This window comes from Paraprevotella clara YIT 11840, assembly GCF_000233955.1.
Taxonomy (GTDB): domain Bacteria; phylum Bacteroidota; class Bacteroidia; order Bacteroidales; family Bacteroidaceae; genus Paraprevotella; species Paraprevotella clara.
Map to the genome: position 1 here is coordinate 146262 of NZ_JH376616.1, position 21395 is coordinate 167656.

General features: G+C 45.3%; 11 protein-coding genes. 3 read left to right on the forward strand and 8 right to left on the reverse strand.

The window, feature by feature from the left end:
- Window positions 1–82: 82 nt before the first annotated feature.
- The 4 genes from HMPREF9441_RS12210 to mutY all read right to left on the reverse strand — a co-directional run bounded on the left by HMPREF9441_RS12210 (window position 83) and on the right by mutY (window position 3691).
- A complete protein-coding gene (locus HMPREF9441_RS12210; RefSeq protein ID WP_008621610.1) occupies window positions 83–727 on the reverse strand; it encodes a 4'-phosphopantetheinyl transferase family protein in 645 nt (214 codons plus the stop codon).
- A gap of 16 nt (window positions 728–743) precedes the next feature.
- Window positions 744–2090, reverse strand: a complete 1347-nt coding sequence (gldE, locus tag HMPREF9441_RS12215; protein WP_008621611.1) for a gliding motility-associated protein GldE — start codon at window positions 2088–2090, stop codon at window positions 744–746.
- 22 nt (window positions 2091–2112) lie between these two features.
- Entirely contained in the window at window positions 2113–2538 is a 426-nt protein-coding gene (locus tag HMPREF9441_RS12220; protein ID WP_008621612.1) for a single-stranded DNA-binding protein, read from the reverse strand.
- A gap of 91 nt (window positions 2539–2629) precedes the next feature.
- Window positions 2630–3691: an A/G-specific adenine glycosylase gene (mutY, locus tag HMPREF9441_RS12225; RefSeq protein WP_008621613.1), complete on the reverse strand. Its 1062-nt coding sequence runs from the start codon at window positions 3689–3691 to the stop codon at window positions 2630–2632.
- Between the two features lie 169 nt (window positions 3692–3860).
- Between mutY and HMPREF9441_RS12230 the strand changes: the two genes are divergently transcribed.
- The gene (locus HMPREF9441_RS12230) at window positions 3861–4139 is read left to right on the forward strand and encodes an HU family DNA-binding protein (RefSeq protein ID WP_008621614.1); all 279 of its coding nucleotides are present in this window, start codon (window positions 3861–3863) and stop codon (window positions 4137–4139) included.
- Between the two features lie 270 nt (window positions 4140–4409).
- Window positions 4410–5987: an Rne/Rng family ribonuclease gene (locus HMPREF9441_RS12235; protein WP_008621615.1), complete on the forward strand. Its 1578-nt coding sequence runs from the start codon at window positions 4410–4412 to the stop codon at window positions 5985–5987.
- 57 nt (window positions 5988–6044) lie between these two features.
- Here the strand turns inward: HMPREF9441_RS12235 and HMPREF9441_RS12240 are convergent, their stop codons facing one another.
- Complete coding sequence (locus tag HMPREF9441_RS12240; protein WP_008621616.1) at window positions 6045–7520, reverse strand: GDSL-type esterase/lipase family protein; 1476 nt, start codon at window positions 7518–7520, stop codon at window positions 6045–6047.
- A 123-nt stretch (window positions 7521–7643) separates the two neighbouring features.
- Here HMPREF9441_RS12240 and HMPREF9441_RS12250 point away from each other — a divergent pair, with 123 nt between their 5' ends.
- On the forward strand, window positions 7644–8498 hold the full coding sequence (locus tag HMPREF9441_RS12250; protein WP_244949758.1) for a glycoside hydrolase family 25 protein: 855 nt from the start codon (window positions 7644–7646) through the stop codon (window positions 8496–8498).
- A gap of 778 nt (window positions 8499–9276) precedes the next feature.
- On the opposite strand, the gene HMPREF9441_RS12260 is transcribed toward HMPREF9441_RS12250, so the two are convergent.
- The 3 genes from HMPREF9441_RS12260 to HMPREF9441_RS12270 all read right to left on the reverse strand — a co-directional run bounded on the left by HMPREF9441_RS12260 (window position 9277) and on the right by HMPREF9441_RS12270 (window position 21251).
- The gene (locus tag HMPREF9441_RS12260) at window positions 9277–11511 is read right to left on the reverse strand and encodes a TonB-dependent receptor plug domain-containing protein (protein ID WP_008621621.1); all 2235 of its coding nucleotides are present in this window, start codon (window positions 11509–11511) and stop codon (window positions 9277–9279) included.
- 84 nt (window positions 11512–11595) lie between these two features.
- Window positions 11596–14487, reverse strand: a complete 2892-nt coding sequence (locus HMPREF9441_RS12265) for an NPCBM/NEW2 domain-containing protein (RefSeq protein WP_008621622.1) — start codon at window positions 14485–14487, stop codon at window positions 11596–11598.
- On the reverse strand, window positions 14484–21251 hold the full coding sequence (locus HMPREF9441_RS12270) for a LamG-like jellyroll fold domain-containing protein (protein WP_244949759.1): 6768 nt from the start codon (window positions 21249–21251) through the stop codon (window positions 14484–14486). The genes HMPREF9441_RS12265 and HMPREF9441_RS12270 overlap by 4 nt, the downstream gene beginning before the upstream one ends.
- Window positions 21252–21395 lie beyond the last annotated feature (144 nt).

Consider the following 21395-nt stretch of genomic DNA (forward strand, 5'->3'; position numbering starts at 1 on the left):
TGAAGATACATCCCCCGTATGGAAAGGGGAGATGTATCTTCACTTTTATTTCAAACCGGGTAACAGCTATTGCATCCTCACTTTACAGCTTCCGAAACGCATAAGTCAGGACGAAATCGGCCGTAGTTTCATAATGCACCGGAAAGGTTCCCGTCTTCCCGTCCGACAAATGATAATATAAAGAAAAATCCCCTTTCGCTTCCGTATGGTCGGGCATCGCGGGGCAACTTAAATTTTGTACCGTCAGATTCTTCCTGAAATCAATACCCTCTTCATCCAAAATCTTAAAAACAGCCTCTTTGGCCGACCAATGCAAAAGAATCTCATATGTTGTTTCTGCCGCTTCTTCCGGACCGATCAAACGTTCTTTCAGCTTTACAATTCTTTCTGAAAAGACTTCTATGTCAAGTCCGGCTTCATATTCTTCCGAAAACAACACCGCTGCATATCCGAACGTATGGGAAATGGAAAGCTGAAGTCTTCTGTCACGGAGAAAAGGACGGCCGGACGGCAAATATTCCACCTGTAGTTCTTCCCCTGTCAGAGTGAAGATAAGCAAACGCACCGCCACATACTCCAAGCGCCTCCGCTCAGCCGCAAAATGGAAGGCATGCTCCCGATAACATGCGCTGTGAGGCAACATGTCACACAACTCATCAAAGGTCTCGGTAATTTTCCATATACCTCCCCATCCCTTCTCACAATTTATTTTCCGAAACAGCGGCATATTTTCTCTCTATGATTTACACCTCATCGGACGTTTCCGGACTCTCCACCGTCACCTTTATCTTCAGAAGCCTCCGGTCATCCATTTCCAACACTTCAAAACAATAGTTTTTATATTTGATCACCTCATGACGCTCCGGAAACTCACCTTTAATTTCCAACAGAAGTCCGGCTAAAGTATCGGCCTCGCCTTCTACCTCCTCGAAGAAATCATCATCCAGTTTCATAATTCTAAAGAAATCCGTAAGCAGGACTTTTGCCTCGAAAACATACGTATTCGCATTCAACCGCACGTACTGACGTTCATCTTCATCGTACTCGTCATTTATTTCGCCTACAATTTCTTCGATAATATCCTCCATCGTCACGATACCCGACGTACCTCCGAACTCATCCACCACAATGGCTATATGCACTTTATTCTTCTGAAAGTCTCCTAACAAATCATCAATCATCTTTGTTTCCGGAACGAAATAAGGCGGCCTGATTAAAGACTGCCAGCGGAAATTTGCAGGTTTGTTCAGATGAGGCAACAAATCCTTAATGTAAAGCACACCTTTTATATTGTCGCGCGAATCTGCATATACCGGAATACGGGAATAGTTACTTTCTACGATACATTGAAGCACCTCCGGATAAGGAGTTTTCATATCCAAGTCTACAATATCCATACGAGGAGTCATTATTTCTTTGGCCATCTCGCCTCCAAAACGGATAATCCCCTCCAGCATATTCTGTTCTTCTGCAATATACTTTTTATCTGTTAACTCCAAGGCTTGTTCCAACTCGTCGACCGATATGGCCCGTTTTTCTTTATGCACCACTTTCGTAGCCAATTTTCTCGACCGTACCAGCAATGACGAAAGAGGCCAAAATAACTTTTCAATCCACACAAAAGAAGGAGCCACCATACGACAGAAGCTCAAGGTGTGTTGGGATGAGTAGATTTTCGGCATAATCTCCCCAAACAACAAAAGCAAGAAGGTAAGCAAGACGGTCATGAAAAGGAATTCCAACAAACGACTATCACCGAAAATCAAAGTTTTACTGAAAAAGAAATTCAGCAACATGATGATAGCCACATTCACGAAATTGTTGGATATCAAAATCGTAGCCAACAAACGCTCCGAATCTTTCTTTAACTCGAGAATTTTGCCGTCTGCTGCGTGTCTGTTCTCTTCTATCTTACCCACATCCGTAGGGGAAAGAGAAAAAAATGCAATCTCTGAAGCTGAAACAAAGCCGGAACAACCCAACAATAACACAGACAAAACAAGAGCAATCGTAGCTCCCAAATCCGGAGGGTAAACCTCTATATGGTTAAATAACGCTATAAACTGGGATAAATATGTATCAGGGTCCAAAATTCACAAATTTAGTTACACATTAAAAGGGTAAGTCTTCTTTTCCGCCCTGCACCTGTGCGGAAGCGGACTGTGAAGAAGAGACAGAAGGGCCTGAAACCTGGCCAGCCTGATTACGGGGAGACAGCATCTCCATATTATCTGCAAATATCTCCGTGATGTATCGTTTCACTCCATTTTGGTCGTCATACGAACGAGAACGAATTTTTCCTTCGATAAACAGCTTGTCACCTTTGTGAACGTATTTCTCTACTGTCTCAGCCAGGCCTCTCCATAATACTATATTATGCCATTCCGTACGTTCCGGCACGTCCGTACCATTCTGTAGACGATACCCCCTTTCCGTGGTGGCTAAAGTCAACGAAGCCACAGCCACTCCGTTATCCAAATAACGAACATCAGGCTCTTTCCCGACATTTCCGATCAACATCACTTTATTTAAAGACATACGCTTTTCATTTTAAAATTTCTCCAAAATTAATAAATAAACCATATTCCACCAACTATAACGTCACTTTTTCTGCAATCCTTTCATTTTCCTACCATAAACCAAACTTCTCAAACAGCATTACAACCAAGCGAGGGAATGCATAGTTTGACAGTTCTTCTTTTTTTACCCAACAAACACGACGTCCGAAATCATCGGGTTTATCTGCCAGTTCCACCTTATAAAAATCACAAATCAACGTTCGGTGGGTCAGTTGGTGGCGAACGCCCCCGCACAAATAAGTCATCACAACCTTATCAGACCGAATAAATGAAGGAACTTTTTCATCGTTCAGCAAGTTTTCCGGAGCACATGCCGCAGGGGTTTCTATCAAGAATGGCTCATACAAACCTTTCCATATATCATTGCTCTCCCGCCGGAATACTGCAACCTCTCCCCCCACCTCTATATACATATAATGTAAATAGCGTTCGGTCACGGTCAGAGCACGGGATTTTACCGGAAGTTCCTGTATTTTCCTGTCTCGAAAAGCGGCACAGCCGTCAACCAAAGGACAGTCTTCGCACTTAGGGCTCTTAGGCACACACTGCATGGCTCCGAAATCCATTACAGCCTGGTTATAGTCCGCCGCCTCTTTGCCCTCGGGCAACAGCTCCTGCGCCATGGCTGCAAAATATTTTTTCCCATGCCCCGTATCTATCGGTTCCTCAATCCCATAATAACGGGAAAGTACGCGATATACATTCCCATCCACCACAGCATGCGGCAACCCGAATGCAAAAGAAGCTATGGCGGCTGCCGTATAATCCCCCACGCCCTTCAGTTGACGGATATTTTCATAACGTTCAGGGAATCCTCCCCACTCCACAATCTGACGAGCCGCCGCATGCAAATTCCTCGCACGGGAATAGTATCCCAAACCCTGCCAGCACTTCAACACCTCATCTTCTGAAGCTGCCGCCAAAGCATCCACATCAGGAAAGCGGTTCATAAAACGCAGGAAATAATCATATCCTTGAACGACCCGCGTCTGTTGAAGGATAATCTCCGAAATCCAAATTATATATGGATCGTGAGTGTCTCTCCACGGTAAAATCCTTCTGTTTTCATGATACCATGCCAACAACTTATGAGCAAAATTATAATCTTTCATTCTTGCAAAAACAGATAAACGGTACAAAATTAGCTGTTTTGGAATGGCAAAAAGCAAAAAAACGAGTTTTTTTTCAATGATATTCTTTCTTTCCTTGCTAAAAAGCTATATATTTGCATTCCAAAAAATTAGGAATTAGGCATTTACAAACAATTATTTTTACAGAAAGATGACAAAAGCAGAAATTGTAAACGAGATTTCCAAAAAAACGGGTATCGACAAGGCAACCGTGCTGACTGCCGTAGAGGCATTTATGGAATCAGTAAAGGAATCTTTGATTCAAAAAGAGGATAACGTATATCTTCGCGGCTTCGGTAGTTTCATTCTTAAAAAAAGAGCTAAAAAGACGGCTCGTAATATTTCCAAGAATACGACTATAATCATAGACGAGCACAACATTCCGGCCTTTAAACCGGCTAAGGTCTTTGTTGATGCAATCAAGAAGTAAGAATCATTCGAACAGAAAAAGATAGTAAACAGATTTATTAACTTATAAAACATTAGAGCTATGCCTAGCGGAAAGAAGAAAAAAAGACACAAGATGGCTACACACAAACGTAAAAAAAGATTAAGAAAGAACAGACATAAGAGCAAGTAGCCAACGCTTGTCTGTAAGTAAAGAATAGAGAACAAACTTGGACGGGCTCTTTACAGATTCCGACAAGTTTGTTCTTTGTGTAAACAAGGCTGTATAGAATCAAATAGTAAAATTAAAAGAATGACAAGCGAAGTTATAGTAGATGTTCAGCCCAAGGAGATTTCCATTGCATTGTTAGAGGACAAGAGGCTGGTGGAATTTCAGAAAGAAGGTCGGTCGGCCTCTTTCGTGGTGGGCAACATATATCTGGCAAAAGTGAGGAAACTTATGCCGGGGCTGAACGCATGCTTTGTGAACGTAGGCTATGAACGCGATGCTTTCTTACATTACCTTGATCTTGGCCCTAAATTCAACTCTTACACCAAATACCTCAAACAAGTAACCAGCGACAAAAAGAAATTGTACCCATTCTCGAAGGCTTCCATCCTGCCCGACCTTGAGAAAGACGGAAGCGTACAAACCACGCTCCAGCAAGGACAAGAGATTCTGGTACAAATTGTAAAAGAACCCATTTCGACCAAAGGACCGCGCCTGACTTGTGAGCTATCGTTCCCCGGACGTTTTCTGGTACTGATGCCTTTCCAAGACAAGGTGTCCGTATCTTCCAAAATAAAATCAGCCGAGGAGCGTGCACGTTTAAAACAGCTCATTCAAAGCATCAAGCCCAAAAACTTCGGTGTTATCGTCAGAACGGTGGCCGAAGGGAAACGCGTGGCCGAACTCGACTCGGAACTCAAGGTATTAGTCAAAAGATGTGAGGATGCCTTTATTAAAGCGCAAAAAGCAAGCAAGCTTCCCGAACTGGTATTTGAAGAAACCAGCCGCACGGTAGCCATGCTGCGGGATTTGTTCAATCCTTCGTATGAAAACATCTATATCAACGATACGGATATTTTCAGCGAAGTAAAAGACTACGTGACGCTGATAGCCCCGGAAAGTGCGGGCATCGTGAAACAGTACACAGGCAAACTGCCCATCTTCGACAACTTTGACGTGACCAAACAAATCAAATCGTCGTTTGGAAAAACCGTATCTTATAAGCATGGGGCTTATCTGATCATCGAACATACGGAAGCATTGCATGTCGTGGACGTGAACAGCGGCAACCGCTCCAAGTCGAAAGACGGACAGGAAGCCAATGCGTTGGATGTCAACCTGGGGGCGGCAGACGAACTGGCACGCCAATTAAGACTGCGCGACATGGGAGGTATTATCGTGGTAGACTTCATCGATATGAACCTGGCGGAAGACCGGCAAAAATTGTACGAACGCATGTGCGAAAACATGAAGAAGGACCGTGCCCGCCATAATATCCTGCCATTAAGCAAATTCGGCTTGATGCAGATTACACGCCAACGCGTGCGTCCGGTCATGGATGTAAATGTGGATGAAGTATGTCCTACTTGTTTCGGTAAGGGTACCGTGAAATCAAGCTTTCTGTTTACAGACGTTTTGGAAAGCAAGATCAGCACGATGGCCAATAAATTAGGGATTAAGAATTTCACGCTTCATGTCCACCCGTATGTGGCAGCCTACATCAACCAGGGCATCGTTTCCCTGAAACGCAAGTGGCAAGTCAAATACGGATTCGGACTCAAAGTAATCCCCAGTCAGAAACTGGGTTTCCTGCAATATGAGTTCTACGACAAGAACGGGCAGGAAATAGATATGAAAGAAGAAATCGAAATCAAACATTAACGAGAAAAGGTTGCCTGCACGGAATGTCCGGAGGCAACCTTTTCTGTTTCTATTTACTTATTTATTTTCATTTCCCGTATTTTCCAAAATAGCTTTCTTTACTTCTTCAGCTATCACGGCGGCACCTTTGTCATTGGGGTGGATGCCATCCGAAATCAACCATTCGGGATGGCCGTCGAACACGGAGTGGAGATCGATGACTTTCAGCTTGTTCTTCCGGGCCAACCTCCGGATCATAGGGATGACACCATTGACAATCACACTGTCCGAAATGTCAAAAGCCGAACTCATCGCCTTTACCGGATAAGCCAGATAAATATCCGGACGGGCAGGCAAAGCCTTTAATTCGTCTATCATCTGCTGTGCATCCGTCATAAATTCATCCTTGTATTTCCAGTTTTGCGGCTTGCTGTCGTTCGTACCCAATTTAATGACCACGACATCCGGATTAAATTCCTTACACCACCGGTACACGTCATTCTTCATATAAGGGCAATCGCCTTTCTGCAACATCGTATGGCCGCTCACCCCGAAATTCCTGACCCGATATTTGTTTCCCAATTTCCGGCCCAAGACAGCCGGATAACCATACTCTTCACTCAAAGAAATGCCATAGCCATCCGTAATACTGTTTCCCACACATGCCACCCTGAGCGCATCCCCATCCGGGGCATCCAATCCCTCCAACCAAGCTTTCAAGTCTGCCAGCATCTGTTCGTGGCATGCAAAAGAAGGGTTATAACCCCAACCATGTCCGCCCGTGGGATAAATATGCATCGCGGCAGGCACTTCCGCCTGTGACAAAGCCGTATAATATTTAATGGAATTGGAGACTGGCACTACCGTATCATCCCCGCTCAACAACAGCAATGCCGGAGGTACCATGTGGCGACGGATATGCCGTTCATTGGAGTATCGCAACTGCTCCTCGTGCGAAGGTTCTTTCCCGATAAAAGAATAAACGGAACCATTATGGGTCTGGTTCAGCTCCATTGAAATAACAGGATAAAACAATATCTGGAAATCGGGACGGCAATCGAAAGGCGCCTTGACCGCTACCGTAGAAGCCAGATGCCCGCCTGCCGAAGAACCCATAATTCCCACATCGTAAGGATTAATCCGCCATGCCGCCGCATGCCGCCGTATCACGCGTATAGCCTCTTGCGCGTCGCTGACCGGAACTTCCGGATGCCCGAAAGGCAAACGATACTTCAACACGGCGTATGCAATACCCATCTCATTGAAATAAGGCGCCCAATCGTAGCCTTCATGCCCAAGGGCTATGAACGAATAACCTCCTCCGGGACAAGCCAGAATGATACGCCCCGTAGCTTTGGCCGAATCCGGAAGGAACACACGGATCTCTGGCGCATAAATACCATCCTGTTGCCGCTCCGGCCCGCCATCCCTGCCGTTCGTATTCGGCAAGCCTTGCTCCCAAAGCTTCACGTCAAACCAGGACTGTGCATGCAAAGCCGTCCGCCCCCAAACCACAATCCCCAAGAAACAAAAAATTCCAAACCACTTTTTCATGTTTACATTCTATAATAAGGAATAAAAATCAGGGCAAAAATAATAATAATATTCATACGAAGCGGAAAACGCTTGCATTTCCTCCGTAAAATATGTAATTTTGCGAAATAACATCCATGCACCATGAGAAATTTCATTTCATTTCTTACTATCATATTATGTTGCCTGACGGTAACCCCCATGCACGGTCGTAAAAAGGATAAGCAAGCAGACAAGGAGGAAGTGGTCTTGGCCATGGTTGAGCCCGACATGATGGCCACTCCGAGCCATTCGCATCCCGTCGTTGCTCCGGTAGAGGAAGCTTACCGCCACCGCATCAATAAGAATGAACATCGTTACGGCATAGACGTATCACGCTATCAGGGAGACATAGACTGGCAAACGGTGAAAACCGACAAAAATGTAAGTTACGTCTACCTGAAAGCTACAGAAGGTGCCTCTCTGGTCGACGTGACCTATCGTTACAACCTGACTGAGGCGCGTAAAGCCGGCCTGAAAGTCGGTTGCTATCATTTCTTCAGTCCCACAGTGGATCCGGAAACCCAGTTCAAGAACTTCACAAGCACGGTGAACCTGGACGAACAAGACTTGATTCCTATCATCGACGTTGAAATCATAGGGAAAGGCAGCACGCAACGCTTTTGCGAAAGGCTTACCCGTTTTCTCCACATGGTAGAAGAACATTATGGCATCCGTCCCATCATCTACACGTCGAGTAATTTCTACAATAAATATTTGGCCGGAAAATACACGGACTACAAATACATGATAGCCCGGTACGCAGAAGATATTCCGGAACTGACGGACGACATCCGGTTCGTCATGTGGCAGTTTACCGCCAACGGACGCATCGAGGGCATCAACGGCCCCGTAGACCGCAGCCGTTTTATGGACGAATACCATTTGGGGGACATCTTGATTCCTAAGCAAAATTATCAAATTGCAACCCCAAGCACGTCACAAGCATCAAATAGGTAGCAAAAAGAAAAATCCGCAGCAAAGGAAAAAATCAAAAACAGGACAACCATACCCAACCAACGCCCCGAAAAATAAAAATTCGGGGCGTTTTTGCGTACAAACACGGGCTTCTTGTTCCGTCAATCCAAGCCAAATGAAAAATCGTTTGGCTGAAAGCGAAAAATCGCTCTCCGCAGAACGGACGGGCCATCCGAAGAAAAGCGATTTGAAATGACATGAAAACGGAAAAAACATGCTTGAAAACATATCCTGCACATTTATTTGGAGACTTTTACCTTACATGGACGAACCGGCAATTTGACGGGAAAAACATATCGGTACAAGACACGCCGGGAGACACCGACAGCATCTCCCCGCATGCCACAGGAATAAAAGAAAGCAAAAGCAACGAAACGCTGACTTTCAGAAAAAAGGAAAGCTCACGAGAATGCGTTATTTCCCACCCGTAAGGGATGCGGCAGGAAATAACGCATTCTCGTGCGTCGCTATCTTTCACTTTGTCATTTTGACATTCTACCGGTCTACAAGTATTTTCTTCTTGCCCACAATATAAATTCCACGTGGAAGCCCATCTACGCAATGCTCCACCTTCACGTTTTTCCGAACAAGCCGCCCGAAAAAGGTCATACACATTTTGCTGTTTCCCCAAACGACAAAGTAAATAGTTTAACTGTAGACAATGGGACTACATGACCAGAAGTGTATCCCCCAATAAAAACGGGACTGCAAAAAAGCAGTCCCGTTTTTATTGGGGGTAGAATATACGTTTTCCGTTTTATCAAAAGGTCGTACGTAAAGTAACGTTGATATTACGTCCCATAGCATTGATTCCCGAACCGAAAGTGCGATATTTCGTATCCAGCAAATTGTCGATACCGGCCTGTACCGTCAGGTTCGGATTGAACGCATAAGAAGCTTTGAGATTCAGGGTGAACCATGCCGGAAGCCCTCTGCCCTCTTCTCCCTTCACTGTGGCGTAGCCGATATTGTCTTCCCCGTTCAGATTATAACGGTCTAGTTTCTTTCGTCCGTTAAACAAGGAATAAAACTCCACAATGGCCTTGTCGTCTTTGCTCTGAAAGGTCATGCCCACCCTTCCGAAAAGCGGAGATATATGGTCAAGGGGCATACGTTCATCCTCCCCGTCGATAATATCACCGTAAGTATAAGTAAGCGAAGCGTCTGCCATAAACATCTTGAGGAAACGGGCTTTCAGGCGCGTGGTGGAACCTACAACATAGGCCCTTCTGCTGTTATGGTTGGCATATATCTCGCTGAGTTCGCCATCATATTCTATTTCGGTATTTCCGTTCAGCGTATACGGCTTTAGCGTAATGGCATCGAAAAGATAGGTTCCGAACACGGAAGTTTCCCAAAGGAAACGGTCGTTTTTGAACCGAGTCACATTGAAGTCGGCGTTGATAGTCTTTTCGGGGCGCACATCCGGGTTGGGCACAACCACCATACCCGGCTGCGAGTCGAATACCTTTCCCACATCGTCTATATTGGGCACACGATAACCGGTGGAAAGTGCCAAAGCTATTTTCCAGTCCTTGGTCGGATTGTAGTTCAGTCCCAAACTGAAACTGTAAGTCATATTGTTCTGTTTCACTTCTTTCACGTCCTGACTCAGGAATGGGAAAAATTCGGCGGTCTCAAACGAGGAATACAACGTGGAGAATCCCAGGCGGATACCGTCACTTAGGGTCAGACGCGGAGTGATTTCCCATTGGTGGGACGCGTAGGCCTCTATATTGTGCATATAGTTTTGTCCGTCGGGGTAACGCGTGTCCAATGCAGCACGCTCACCGGTGTCCACGTCCGTTTTGTGAGCCGTAGAGGAAAGGAAGTTCAATGCACCGTCTATTCCGGCATGGATACGATGATTGTCCACCTGCTTCATCCAATCGGAAGACAATGACACCACATCCACATTCTCGTTACGGCTACCCAGCCAAACCTCGCCGAACTTACGGTTATGACGGCTTTCCTTGATTTTCTGATAGGCCACCGTAAAATCGACTCTGTCTGCCGACAACCAGTCGGCTATCTCCATCGTATAGGCTGTCATCAAACGGAACTGAGGGCCATAATACCATTCGGCAAATTTAGGTTTGTCTTTTTTCATATCCGTCAACCGGTCGTAACGGGGAATGTCCGTCGTATTCGAGAATTGGAAGTTCAACAAATGGCGGAATCTATCGTCCGGTTTGAACAGGAACTTCTGCATCAAGTCGTACTGCATATATCCAGACCCGGGTTGATGCCAGTCTTTGGAATTACCGATTAACAGGTCTTCACCATTTTCACGTATCACTTCATAAGGACGGCTAATGTATTCATCATCCTTTAGAAAGGGGTTCTTGCGTCGTCCACTCCGCAAATCACCGAAGTTGCTATAGGATAAAGAAGTCAATGAAGCAAAACGTTCGCCGCCGATATTGAAATCCACATGACCGGTGGTTTCTTGATTCGCACTACCGTAGCGCATAAAGGCATTACCGGAAAACCAAGTTTTCCCCCCATCGCCCAAAACCGGATTTTTAGAACGAAAAGCCACAACTCCCCCCAAGGCATCCGAACCGTAGCTGACCGAAGAAGGACCGTAAAGCACTTCCACACGTTCCAGTATGGAAGGGTCCACGGTTATGATATTCTGTAAATGTCCGGCACGATAAATGAGATTGTTCATCTTCACGTTGTCCATGACAAGCAGCACCCGCGAACTTTCAAAACCGCGTATCATCGGGCTTCCACCACCCTGTTGGCTTTTCTGCACTGTCAGCAAACCGTCTGTGGTCAGTAAATCGGCGGCAGTCTGTGCATTGGCTCGTTCTATCTGGTCACGGGATAAAATGTAAACCTGTTGCGGCACATTCATTTTCACATCCTGCTGACGATTGGCCGCCACTGTAATCTCTTCCATCAACCGAAGGGTTGAATCGGCGGGTTCCGCACCATGTAAATAGATGACGGGGCATAAAAGTAATCCTGTAAAAATCTTGTTCATCATATAGTTATTCTGTTATGTAAATTGTCGTTACGTCTTTTAACTCAAGACGTAACGACAAACTCTGTTTACTTTATTATATCATCCTTAAAAATCCAATATTCTTACAGCCGTGGCATCTCCGTAGTTAATCACCATTTGGTAGGTGCCCGACTTCAAATCGCTCAAATCCAATACCATCGGCGCTACGTAACGAACAGCTTTCATCAATTTGGTTCCTTTCTTGTTATAGATAGCAATCTTGGCTGGTGTCTGGTCGGGAAGTGTCAGACGTATGCCACGCTTGTCCGGAGTGAAGGTAAAACGCATCCCCTCCAATGCTTTGGCATGATTGACGGGCAATACCGACAGGTCCTCCGGTTGGAAGTCCACACTGACTTTCAATGTATTTCCTTTCACGTTAACCGGCTTTATATATACATCCTGACGGGTGCCCGGCTCTACCTGGGAAAGGTCCAGCGTAAGATTCAACGGACGAATCGAAGATTCGAAATCGAGCGAAACATTGTCCATCGTAAAGGTTACCTCTACCGGATCCATACCCAAGGCATTGTTGATGCCCATGATGTAACCTTTCAGTCCTTTCACCTCCGGAGTCTCCAGATTCTTCCATACCGAACCGGACGGGTTTTCCGCACGCACCTGAGTGTCGTAACTGCGGATGTAGTAAGCTCCCCTGCCGGACGTTTTGTTATTCAGATAATACCCCTTGGCATTCAAGTCGCTGATTTTGTCTATATCCAAATCGGAAGGAAAAGTTATGAAATTCCATGCCTTGGGTACGAAAGTATATTTCAACACCAGCTTTTTTACCTGAACAATACCGTTTTTTACTACCACCTGCCCCATCTGTCCGGCATCACCATAGACAATCAGTTCTTCCAATACCTGACCGCCTTCCAACTCAACCCGTGCATCCTTCTGCACCACAAAGCCCTTGGAAAAGCGGAATGTACAAGTAGTAGTTGTGGTAGGTTCCCATTCCCGGTCGCCGGGCTGAAACGCCTCGACTACAATCTCGGCATGTTCGGGAAGCGTATGCAGGTTCAGTATGTTTCCGTCTTCTATCGTGGCAAACTCCTGTCCCTTCAAAATACGATATACCGGTGCCAATCCCGAAGAGGCCGTAGCTTTCATCGGCAACTTAAACGGCTTGTTGTGGGTTAACGGAAATTCTTTCTGCCAGTTTAAAGTCTGTTCCTTACGTGCCACCGCCGTGCGGTATAGTCTCGGCGCTCCGATTGAACCATGATCGTTTCCGGCTCCATCGCCACCGTATAGCACATCAATATGCAAAACGGAAACGCCGTCCAAAGGATAATCCCATGTAGTCTTCTTGCTGTTATTGACAGGGCCTGTTGTCGTAAGCTGCCGGTTATCCATCTTCAACGCAAACTCCATGACATAAGGCTGGCCTGACTGTTTGCCGACATCCGTGATAAAGCGGTCATAAATGCCCGCAGGCAAGGTAGTCTGCACCGAACCTACTGCATGAATACCAAATCCTTTTTTATATTTTTGCGTGGTGATTTGGAGCATAGAACCATTGACAGCCTTGTCTATCTGTGCATTTCCCTGCGTACGATAAGGCAAATCCGAAAGATAATCAAACATATCCAATCCCTCGTAATAAGAACTATACATCGTCTCACCTCCTTCGTAACCGTAGGTAATGCGGAACACACGATTCATCTCTAAGTCAGGAACGGCAATAGCCAGAACCTTACCGGTTGTTCCGGACACAAACGGTGTGTTATTCCATATCGTCAACAAATCAAGTTGTTGCAATTCATTCAACAGATATACATCGTCATAGATATTCAGCGTCAGTTGTGAAAGCCGATTTGCCTGAGGATTGACATATAAATATACCGTTCCCGGATTGTTTCCGGACTCCGGTAATACAGAAGAGATAAAGATATTCTCTCCCGTGCGAACCGCATAAGACAACTGACTTACAGCACAAGCATATTGTTCGTTGCCGTATTGTGTGGCCTCGACAACCACTTCCGTAGATTGTCCATCTTTAAAGGTCAATACGTTGCCTTTCAAGTCGGCGGCATCGCGGCCTTTGATGATGCGGTAATATATCTTGCCTCCTGACGTGGCAGTAGCTTTCAAATCCACTTGCCGAGGATACATGATGGTTTCTCCCGTATTCGTAAACGTAACCTGTTGCTCCTGCTTGTCCGACTGGGTACGTTCCATATACAGTCTGGCCAAGTTGTAGTTTCCGATAGCATTTGAATTATTCGTAAAGTCCAACCTGATTTTTGTCAATGGCAAGTGTGGAATAAAAGCTGGGTAGTCAGCCGTGGAAATGGACTTTATTGCATTTGAATTAACGGTGAAGTCCAATTTTTTTCCATCATTACAATAGAACATGAATTTAAGATTTCCGCTGCCATTCTGTGTTCCCAATACCATATCAAACTTACGAAAATTCATTTCTTCCGGGAGGTCATAGATGATTTGACCACCCTTGCTGGAAACTCCTTTATAGTAAGTCTTATCGTTTGTCTGCAAATTCTGGTCCGTACCGAAGCAACGGTCCACACCGGGCAATGTTCCAGCTACGGCTGTGGTAGCCTCCGTCCATTGATAGTCTCCCAACCACATGAAAGCTTCCGTATTGGCTTGGTTCACGCACTCGGTAAGCAACCGGGTGTCGTCGTCCAACACCACTTCCATGCGATAGGCATAGTCTCCGGTTTGCATCTCCACATCCGCCGTCAGGAAAGAACCTTCTATCAATTCATAATCCGAAGCTGTCGTAGCAAAACCGTCAGACATCCGATAAGCATAAGAAGTGACCGATTTGATTTGCTTTCCTGCCAACTCCACCTTAGCTTTTAACTGACCGGCACTGCCATTGGAATATAATCCCAAAAGTTCTATGGATTGAGCGTGGAGGCTTACCGATGCCCATACGAGCATCAGTAAACATCCTATTTTACCTATTAATTTATTCTTTATCATTTCAATATAATTTTAGTCACATAATCTTTTCCGTTCTCACTGATTTTCACAACATGTATTCCCGGTTTCAAAGATACCGAATAGTTGTGTTGAGCCGTTTTGTCGCGTGCTACAAGCTGACCTTGCACATTGAAGATTTGAATGTCGGCATTGCCACGCAGATTCTCTATCATGCAGGTAGTTCCTGAAACGTACACCTTATAACCGGCTGTTTCTACTCTGTCTTCAACACCAACCGAAGTGTCATGACGTTTCACCTTCAATACGAAACGGTCTTTCACATCTCCGGTTTGCGTGATATCAAACTCATAGGCGTTTTCCTGATCCAACTTCCATTCCGCCCCCGTATGTTTGTCCCAAAGGATAACCTCATCATCTCCTGTAAAACCGGTTATCCGGCTCAAACGAAGAGACAACTTGCCAGGAGTTCCTATTCTCAAACCCAGTTTGACTTCTTCGGTATCCATCGGCAGTGTGTTCACAGAAGCCGCCGATTTTCCGGCTGCAGAGAACAATTGATTGGCTGTGGCTGACAAACTCCAGAATTTCGGAGCATCTTCATTCACCACAAAATCTGCCGAAGCACCTTCTTCCCAAATAATGTCCGTACGATCTTGCTCTTTATCCCCTGCGTAAAGTTTCAAGCGCACTGAAGTATATTCGTTTGCAGTATAGTAATCGAATGTACGACGGTTAAGCGTCACCTCTTTGGCCACAGGAGTCACGGTAAGTTCAGCCTCAGGTGCCAGTGTCTGGACAAAATAAGACTGGAACGGTATGATCTTCTGTTCCTCATCATAGTTCGTCATATCGAATGTAATGTAGTTGTCCAACTCCTTATTATACTGATAAACGAATTTAGTCACCTTGTGCTCGTCAAAGATCACATTCTGGTGTTTCGTGATGTTGATGTCTGCCAAATACGGATTACCGATCAGGTTCCATCCCTCCTGAGCCTTACCGTAAGGAGATTCAAAATGCTCCAAGTGGCCGATAGTTACCGAACTGTTCGACAGTAAGGTTCCGTTTCCGATATTCATCGCATTATCTACGTCAGCAATCGTCGTCAACTGAACTTCTTCTTCCAGATAGCCTTGCAGCAGTTCGGCTTCCACTTCCAAGTCTGCCGTAGGTGCAGTAGCCACAAAAGTATAGTCGTCCGTGCCGTTTTTCAATTTCAGTTCGACCTTGGGCTCAAGATAAACCTTGAACTCCAACGGAGCTGATTCCGCACCGACCGCCTGGACGGTTATCGGATTCAAAGCCATTTTATCCAACTTGGATTGGTCTATCATGATCGTAAAGCGATTATCGCCATTACGCATGTCTACACTGTCTTTATCCAAAGAGGCGTAGGCCGTTTCTTTCACTTCCAGCATCACCACATCATCGGCATTTCCGCTCAATACTTTCACTTGCAGAGGCAATCCCTTGGCGGTTTCCTCCAGCATGATATTGCTGTTTCCGGACATTCCGTCAGCCAAAGCCAGCTCCACCTTCACCGGACGTTTGCCGGATTCAGGAGAGACAAAGAACATCACTTCGGAAGCACGGTTCAACAACGCTCCCTCGATAGAAAACTCTGCTTTGCCGTTTTCAACAGTCTGTGCTTCCACAAAATGTTCAAACGGACTTTCCGAACCTAAAGCACGAATGGCCATCACCAAATGGTCCTGCTCCATAATACCGGCATGACGGTAACGTAAAGTAATCCGATCGGTTGCTGTCAACTGTGGATCGTTTGCATAAACCAATGTGTAGTGTGTTTTGCTCAAAGGCAAATCGGATTGTCTTCCGGCTGCTACATAGTTGTAAGAGGTACCGTCGAATGTATTCCATTCTCCCAGTACATTCTTTCCTTCCGGATAAATCAACTGTACGGCTGAAGTTTCGGACATTTGGTTCAGATGCAGGCGACTTTCCGGATTAAACGGCACAGTAGAACGATAGTTTTGTGTCAAAGTACCGTAGTGCTTCAGCGACATGTCCTGTACGCTTTCACGCAAATCCCCGTTTTCATCTCTTACATCCATCGTCAAATAAGCCACTAATGCCGAATCATTCAGCAACACTCTTTCCTGCATATATCTCAAGACTTCTTCCTGGGTCAGTGAGCGGTTCCATACGGCAACCTGATCGAATGCTCCCGTAAACCAAGTGTTACCCATTTGGTTCTGTCCCAACATCAACATGGAATGTATGCGTCCTTTGTTTATATTACGTTTTATAGAATATTTCATTCCGTTCAGGTAATAATCCATACCATCGGGGCGGGCCACCAATGCCAGATGAATCCATTGTCCAACCTGATCTTTCGTCACGTTGAGTGAAGTAGATTGGTTCCAACTCCAGGATTCTTCATTCCAATGACAGCGTACATTACCGTTTTGCAAGTGTAGTCCTGTTGCTACAGAGGGATTTGAAGAGCGGAAAAATAAGAGCGGTTTGGTTCCGGACAATATGTCTACATCACCCAAATATACCCACCCCATTATGGTCACGGTATTGGATTCATGCAAAGCAACATAGTTATCTGCCGAACCCACCAAAATTCCACCTTTCTCTACCCACGTCGAGTTACCCAACTCTTTCGGGGTAATCCGGTTGACAACCTCAATCGGCATCGGAATCATCTTTTCATCGGTCTTGCCTTTCAGGGTCACCAGATTCCGTTCATTGAAGGCTCCCAAATTCTGCCCTATTTTAAGATCGGAGGAAGCTTCACCCTTCGTAAAATAGAATCCGGTTTGAGGTTGCAGCACGTCATTGTCCGACACGATATCATACACACCGTTCGGTTCTGCCAAGCCTTCCACAATAGAAGCGTGGGCTTTGACAGTATGCTGATCCTCGGAATATACGGTAAGCTCTCCTCTATTTGAAACTCCCTCAACGGTCATTTCGATAGCCGGCTTCAAAGACACTACCAACATTTTTTTGCCTTGCAGTTCCTGCATCGGCAAATCAGTCGCTTGCAAAGTCTGCGTATCTGCATTATAGGTCAAATCTCCCACCAAATTCCAATAATTCCTACGTCCGTCTTCCGAATAATACAGACGATAACGCTTGTTCTGATTAAAAGGTTTGCCTTCGACAGCATAGAAATCTAACGTCAAAGTGTCTGCTTCGGCAACGGTAAAGTTTCGGAAGATATATCCAGTCGGTTCTACCTCATAATATTTGGTATCCAAATTGGATTTGTCTTCCAACCAATGTTCCGCTTTATAAGCATATACACCGATCTGATAATCCGATGTTGTATTTTTAACGGCTATCTTCAACAGATTGACTCCCCGGTCTTCAAAGAGTTTCTCACCATCGGTCAATACACCGTAAGCAGCTCGTTGTGCACTGATGGGGAGCGACATTTTTTCATGAGTAACCTCCGCACGCGTCATCACACGTGGCTGATATCCGGCAAATGTTTCCAAGTCTCCGGACAGATTATCCCCATTGAAAGCATAGTAAGCCACAAGTCCGTTACGATTGTCTACATTCACGGAATACATTTCACGACGGATTTCCTCTTCATTCAATTCGTAGTTCCATATCTTTAATTCATCTACGGCTGCCTCTATCGGCGCATACTCAAAAGCATCTGCAAACAGCGACAGGTAAGTGGAATTATTCAGCGTATGTTCCCTGCGATAACGCTCTCCCTCACCAGTTAACATACCGTTTACATACAGACGTATCGAACCGTCACGTTTCTCGGTTATCGCCACATGAGCCCACTCACCCATGTTCAATTTACCCCCTTCGATGGTTTTCTGTTCATCGGAAGCCGGTTCATACGTCGGCTTGTTAAACTGGTTGCTTGGAGAATATCTGAATTTCAAAGTTCCGTTTTCTACGAAAAGCAACCAACCTTTTGCACCTTTATCATATTCTTTCTGACGGTTGGCCAACAAAACTCCATCATTCATCGGTTTCACCCAAAGGTCTACAGTAAAGTCATTGAAGAAATAATCTACATATCCTAAATCTATTCTGCCCTTTCCGTTTGAATACAACGCATTTCCGGCTTTCTTTTCCAATTTTACATCCGGTGTTTCCTTCACGATGTATTCGGCCGAAAGGGTAGACACATCGGGAGATTCTCTAAGTGTGAGTTTCAACTGTACTTTATCTCCGGGACGCAAGGCCTGAGTAAGATACTGATAGGGATTATCTACCTTCATTCCATTTACCGTCCATTCATAATAGTAATACAACGGAATAGTCCATTTCGTATCAATACCGATAGTACGACGGCCATCCACATGGGTGATTTCTTTTAAGGCAAATCCGTTTTTAAAGAAACGGTCGGAAGGATGCTCCAAATCGGCTACCCATACGCCGCGACCATAATCAGCCAGTACCATCTCTTGTGTGGTATAATTCATGACAATATCACTGAATTTTCCACTATTATATCCCTTGGTCCAAAAACGCCAGGTATTTGAACCGTTTTCCAGAATATAGATTCCGGCACTACCACGATTCACAAAATAAAGATCGCCACTACCTTCGTGGAAAAACAAGTGGTCGCAAGCTATATTAGGAAGGCCCTCTCCTACTTTTTCCCAACGACTTTCGTTGACATACAATCGCATGACCTGTCCTGTCTGTCCCAAATACAGGATGTCGCTGTTATCGGGATCTGCCGCTAATCTGGTATTGCTAAATTTAGCCGGCTCACCGTTGTACAGGATGTCCTGAAAAGAGTTTCCACTGTCTATGGATTTCTTTAAGATATTATCAGTAGTACGTACAAAAATAGTAGTATATCCTTTATCGCGTGCAAATGTGACATCCGCGACATCCGCCCCGACATTATCAAACAGATTAGTCAGGCTCCGACCTATATCATCAATGCGGTAGAAAGTGTTTCCTTTTCCCGTTCCCGTACGTCTCATATACCAGGAACCAGTATGTACATCAGCGTAATTGGTGGTCGTGCTCCACGAGTCCAACGGCATATTCTCAATACCGCCTCCGCCACCTCCGGAGAAGTAGCATGTGCTGGTATAAGGATTGGCGCTGGATTCGGAACCTTCATAACCACGCCAATTTCCCCATCGACCGTAGCGGTAGGTCTGCACATCAATATCCTGCGTGTTACCCACCATCAACTGATCACCGAATTCATTGACACGGATATTGTAATACAACATCTGTCCCATATTTCCTCCAATATTAGTCCATTGGTTATTGTTCACATCCAAATCTTTCATCAACATACCGCCATCCGAACCTCTGAACACCCGACCACTCTTGTGAGAAAGAATGAAATGATTGTCTGCATTATGACGAGAATTGGTTACCGCATAATATTTGCCGTCATCCTGTAACGACGTCAAACGGATTGACCATGCAAACTGATCGAAATTTTTTCCTCCGTCAGAACTAATGGCAGAACTCATCGTACATCCGTACACCCAATTCGGATCACGAAGGTTTACACCGAAACCTCCCAACCAATTCCAAGGAGCCTCATTGCCAAAAACAGTACCTCCACCGATTCCAGCACTAGGCTCTTGAAGCGTTATCCAAGTCTTTCCCTTGTCTTCGGTATAATAGAGTGCCGTAGCATTTCCGTTACGAACTGCTGCCGCAAACCACATTTGGTTCGGATTTATGGTACTGATGACCATATTACCCGGCGAAGTGGCTCTTAAAGGGAATATCGTCTTGTTATCCGGGTCGGAAGGATCATTACGCAGTGCCGTCCGGTTTTCATTATATACATCAAAACTCATCTTCTTGATGTTATATTTTCTCTTTCCATTTTCCACCGTGCTTTTCGCTCCATCGTCAAAATAGAAGATAGACCGAGACCCTGGTATGTAAATTATATCCCGGTTGGAGGGATCAAACTCCACAGACTGGAACCACACGCCTTTTCCCACACCATTGGGATGGACGTCTTTTAGTTCATCCGGTACAATGACCTCTGTCCAGGTTTTACAGGTGTCTTCACTAATCCAAAGTTTACTGGCCCAATGCTCAATCCCCCCTTGCTGCTGTGCGCCGATGAATTTCAGATTTCCGGCTTTGTCGCGAAAAGCATAACCTCGCTTATATCCTTTGTGAGTAGCCCCTTCTATACGACGCCAGCTATCTCCGCCGTCCGTTGTTTCATACACCGTACTGTTATCACCAAAAGCAAACAAGTGATTCCAATCATCCGGGTCTACAGGGATCGAGGAATGGCGAACCGTGCTGCGGTGAGCTCTCACCGGAATATTATCCGTGATGCATGTCCAGGTAAGCCCTCCGTTATCAGTCTTGAAAATGCCTGCTCCGTCGGGAATTACATACAATTTGTCATGGTCTTCAGGATGTACCACACCCCAATGCATACGTCCAGACGATGGTTTATGTTCCACCGTACGGAAATAGGCTGTATTACGAATACCTTTTTTACGGTCTTCTGGAGTGTACACGATTTTGGGCCAGGTATGGTTCAGTACATCGGTTGGAACAGTACGGGCTATACTGGCTTGCATCACCTCGTTATAGGTTGTATCCACGAACTGGTAGAGCGTATCTCCGCCCGGCATGATACCGTAAGTGGGTAGCCATTGCTTGGCATACCATCCGTAACCGAATTTGTTCTTGGCAGCCTTACGGTCTTTTAAGGCCGTCTTCATGATGGTTACAATCTCTTGAGGGCTCCATCCGTCATGTGCCAACTTCATATACACTTGATCATCCAGCAAGTCTTCCATCTTCACGTATTCAAATGCGGAATCCGGAAGCAAAGCTGCTTCTTTTACCATTTTATTGCGTCGTTTCAGGTCCCTGTCGGAATCCGAAGCATACTCATTTCTTGCATAACTATGCAAAACAAAACAGCAAAATAAAAGTTGAGTGGTTAAAAAAAGTTTCTTTATCATCTAACTTCTGTTTTAAATTTAATACTG

Coding starts and splice junctions, on each gene's coding strand:
- HMPREF9441_RS12220 (WP_008621612.1), bottom strand. CDS start 2,538: ATGTCTTTAAATAAAGTGATGTTGATCGGAAATGTCGGGAAAGAGCCT.
- HMPREF9441_RS12265 (WP_008621622.1), bottom strand. CDS start 14,487: ATGATAAAGAATAAATTAATAGGTAAAATAGGATGTTTACTGATGCTC.
- HMPREF9441_RS12260 (WP_008621621.1), bottom strand. CDS start 11,511: ATGATGAACAAGATTTTTACAGGATTACTTTTATGCCCCGTCATCTAT.
- mutY (WP_008621613.1), bottom strand. CDS start 3,691: ATGAAAGATTATAATTTTGCTCATAAGTTGTTGGCATGGTATCATGAA.
- HMPREF9441_RS12230 (WP_008621614.1), top strand. CDS start 3,861: ATGACAAAAGCAGAAATTGTAAACGAGATTTCCAAAAAAACGGGTATC.
- HMPREF9441_RS12270 (WP_244949759.1), bottom strand. CDS start 21,251: ATGGTAAAAGAAGCAGCTTTGCTTCCGGATTCCGCATTTGAATACGTG.
- HMPREF9441_RS12250 (WP_244949758.1), top strand. CDS start 7,644: ATGAGAAATTTCATTTCATTTCTTACTATCATATTATGTTGCCTGACG.
- HMPREF9441_RS12210 (WP_008621610.1), bottom strand. CDS start 727: ATGCCGCTGTTTCGGAAAATAAATTGTGAGAAGGGATGGGGAGGTATA.
- HMPREF9441_RS12240 (WP_008621616.1), bottom strand. CDS start 7,520: ATGAAAAAGTGGTTTGGAATTTTTTGTTTCTTGGGGATTGTGGTTTGG.
- HMPREF9441_RS12235 (WP_008621615.1), top strand. CDS start 4,410: ATGACAAGCGAAGTTATAGTAGATGTTCAGCCCAAGGAGATTTCCATT.